This is a genomic window from Kineococcus indalonis, from assembly GCF_009906395.1.
Lineage (GTDB): Bacteria > Actinomycetota > Actinomycetes > Actinomycetales > Kineococcaceae > Kineococcus > Kineococcus indalonis.
On record NZ_JAAALM010000522.1, the window covers coordinates 1 to 2,776 of the forward strand.

A 2,776-nucleotide genomic window follows, 5' to 3' on the forward strand; every position below is an offset into this window, starting at 1 on the left:
GGGTGGGGGCGGGGGTCAGCGCAGCGAGCGCAGGCCCCGGCCGGCCAGCGTGGCCAGGTCGTCGCAGGAGTCGAGCACGAGGGCGAAGTCCAGCACGTCGTCCCAGGCGATGGTGGCGCCGGCCTTCTCCTCCATGGCCTCGGCCGGGATGACCCAGCGCTCGACGGCCACGCCGCCGGAGACCAGCAGCGCCACGACGTCCTCGCTGGCGGGCTTGCGGACCTCGTCCTCGCAGCCGGGGCAGCCGAACGCGTAGAAGGAGCGCTCCTTGGCCGAGCAGACCACGAGGCGGACCTGCTTGGGGGTGAGCTCCACGTCGCCGCAGACGGGGCAGGAAGCCTTGATCGTGGTCATGGTGCGCACCTTCCGGTCGTGGTGTGGGCGGCTGTCCCGCCGTCCGACACCCACTGCTTCGGCACGGACCTGGAATCCCTTGAACGCCCTTCCCCCGACAGGTTGGCACACTGGGTCAGCGACCGGGCACGAACGGTGAAGACGCTGCGCGGGAGGCGGTCAGCGCCCGCCGGCCACCGCGCTCCCGGTGCCGCGCGCGTCCCCGGCGACGGTGCCGTCCGCCTCGCCGTACGCGGCCAGCGCCGCCAGGGCGGCGCCGCGCACCTCCACCGCCAGCTCCGGCGGGTCCACCACCCGCGCGCCGGCGCCCAGGCGCAGCAGCAGCCGGCGCACCCAGCGGGTGTCCGCCGCGCGCAGCCGCACGCGCAGCGAGGCCTGCTCCCAGGCGCCCTCCGGGGCGGTGCCGCTGGACTCCACCGGGTAGTAGTCGACGACCCAGGCCGCCTGCGGGGCCAGGTCCAGGGTGACGACGAGGTCGTCGGGGCTGGGGCGGAACAGGTCCGACTGCACGTCGCGGGAGACCGCGCGCGCCGGCGGGGTGCCGTCGGCGTCCAGCACGGCGGCGCCCTCGATGCGGTCCAGGCGGAACAGGCGCACCCCCTCGACCCGGTGGCACCAGCCCTCCAGGTACCAGCGGCCGTCCACGGTCACCAGGCGCATGGGGTCCACGTCGCGCTCGGTGAGCTCGTCGCGGCTGGGCACCAGGTACGCCAGGTGCAGGCGGCGGTGCTCGGCCAGGGCCCGCCGGCAGGTGGCCAGCACCCCCTCCAGGGCCTCGTCGTCGCCGGGGCGCACGTCCACGCGCACCGCGCCGGCGGCCGCGGCGGCCTCGCCGGTGGCCTCCACCAGCTTGGCCATCGCCCCGTCCAGGGCCTCGCGGTCGTGCAGTCCGGGCACCTCGGCGAGGGTGCGCAGGCCCACCAGGAGCGCCACGGCCTCGTCGACGGCCAGGCGGGCGGGGCGGGCGATGGGGTCGGCGTTGGACAGGTACACCCGGCCGGAGTCCCAGCGGGCGTCGATGAGGTCGTCGGGCAGGTGCCCGGGGGTGCCGCAGACGAAGAGCAGCTCCAGGTCGTGCACGAGGTCGTCGGTGCTCAGCCCGAAGTGCTCCGCGGCCTCCTCCAGGGGGATGCCCTGGTGGCGCAGCAGGTACGGGACCATCGCCAGCAGCCGGGAGAGGCGCTCGGTGGAGGCGCTGCCGCTCACGCCGCACCCCCCGGGCGCGCCGCCGGGAGCCCGGCGGCCCCGCGCAGGCGGCGCACGACCGCCTCGCGCAGCTCCGGGGGCTCGAGCACGACGACGGCGTCGGCGTGGGTGGCGATCTCGTCGGCGCCGGCCTCCACGTCGGCCACCTCCACCTCCACGACGTCCATGCCCGGGTGCTCCCCCGCGCCCTCGGCGCCGTGCGCGCCGGCGGGGGTGGTGGCCACGGCGCGGCGGCGCAGCGCCAGCGCGCTGCCGGGGCGCACGAGCAGGCGCGCGCGGCGGGTGCTGCGCTCGCCGACGCTGCCGGCGACGACCTCGCGCGGGTCCAGGTCGTCGGGGACCTCGTAGGAGCCGGGGCGGCCGATGCGCTTGACGGCGGAGGACACCCGCGAGAGGCGGAAGACGCGGGGGGCGTCGCGGTCGCGGTCGTGACCCACGAGGTACCAGCGGCCGTGCCAGCTGACGATGGCCCACGGCTCCACGCGCCGGGTGGCGGCCTCGCCGCCGGCGCGGCGGTAGGTGAAGGAGACCGGGGCGCGGTCGCGGGTGGCCGCGTACAGCGGGTCGAAGGCCGGCTCGCTGGTGCGCACGCGCGGCTCCAGGCCCACCAGGGAGGACTCGTCCGGCTCCACCCCCAGGCTGCGCAGCTTCACCAGGGCGCGGGTGGCCGGGCCGGCCAGGCTGGCCTGCTGCCAGACCCGGCTGGCCAGGGACAGCACCGCCAGCTCGCCGGGGGTGAAGCGGATCTCGGGCAGGGCGTAGGCGTCGCGGTCGATGCGGTAGCCGGCCTCGTCGCCGAAGAGGGGGTCCTCGCCGCCGGTCTCCAGCGGCACGCCGAGCTCGCGCAGGTCCTCCTTGTCGCGCTCGAACATCCGCTCGAAGGCGACGGTGGTGGCGCAGTCGGCGTACTGGGGGACGGCGGTGCGGATCTGCTCCTTGGTCAGCCAGCGGCGCGTGGCCGACAGGGCGATGACGAGGTTGAGGAGCCGTTCGGTGCGGCGCGCGCCGCGGCTGGCGGCGCTGGCCGCCGCGCCGGTGCTGGATGCCGAGCTCGCCATGGTGGACTGGACGCTACCCGACGGCACCGCGGCCCGCCGCGCGGCCGACCGCGGCGGCGGGGACGGGGACGGGGGTGGGGCGCTGAAGCCGCGGGCCCGGACGGCCGACACCGTCCGCGGGCCCGGTGTGGGCGCACCGCTCCCCCGCCGCCCCGCAC

General features: G+C 77.3%; 3 protein-coding genes. All 3 read right to left on the reverse strand.

Annotated features, from left to right (window positions below):
• Window positions 1-15: 15 nt before the first annotated feature.
• Window positions 16-354 (reverse strand): hypothetical protein, encoded by a 339-nt coding sequence (locus GTR00_RS18320; RefSeq protein ID WP_166613006.1) that lies wholly within the window; start codon window positions 352-354, stop codon window positions 16-18.
• A gap of 159 nt (window positions 355-513) precedes the next feature.
• Window positions 514-1,560, reverse strand: coding sequence for a helix-turn-helix transcriptional regulator (locus GTR00_RS18325; protein ID WP_166613007.1), 1,047 nt, complete (start codon window positions 1,558-1,560; stop codon window positions 514-516).
• Complete coding sequence (locus GTR00_RS18330; RefSeq protein ID WP_166613008.1) at window positions 1,557-2,618, reverse strand: helix-turn-helix transcriptional regulator; 1,062 nt, start codon at window positions 2,616-2,618, stop codon at window positions 1,557-1,559. Before GTR00_RS18330 ends, GTR00_RS18325 begins: the two co-directional genes overlap by 4 nt.
• Window positions 2,619-2,776 lie beyond the last annotated feature (158 nt).

Bases quoted from the DNA above. Each gene is read 5' to 3' on its own strand.
- GTR00_RS18330 (WP_166613008.1), bottom strand. From the start codon at position 2,618: ATGGCGAGCTCGGCATCCAGCACCGGCGCGGCGGCCAGCGCCGCCAGC.
- GTR00_RS18320 (WP_166613006.1), bottom strand. From the start codon at position 354: ATGACCACGATCAAGGCTTCCTGCCCCGTCTGCGGCGACGTGGAGCTC.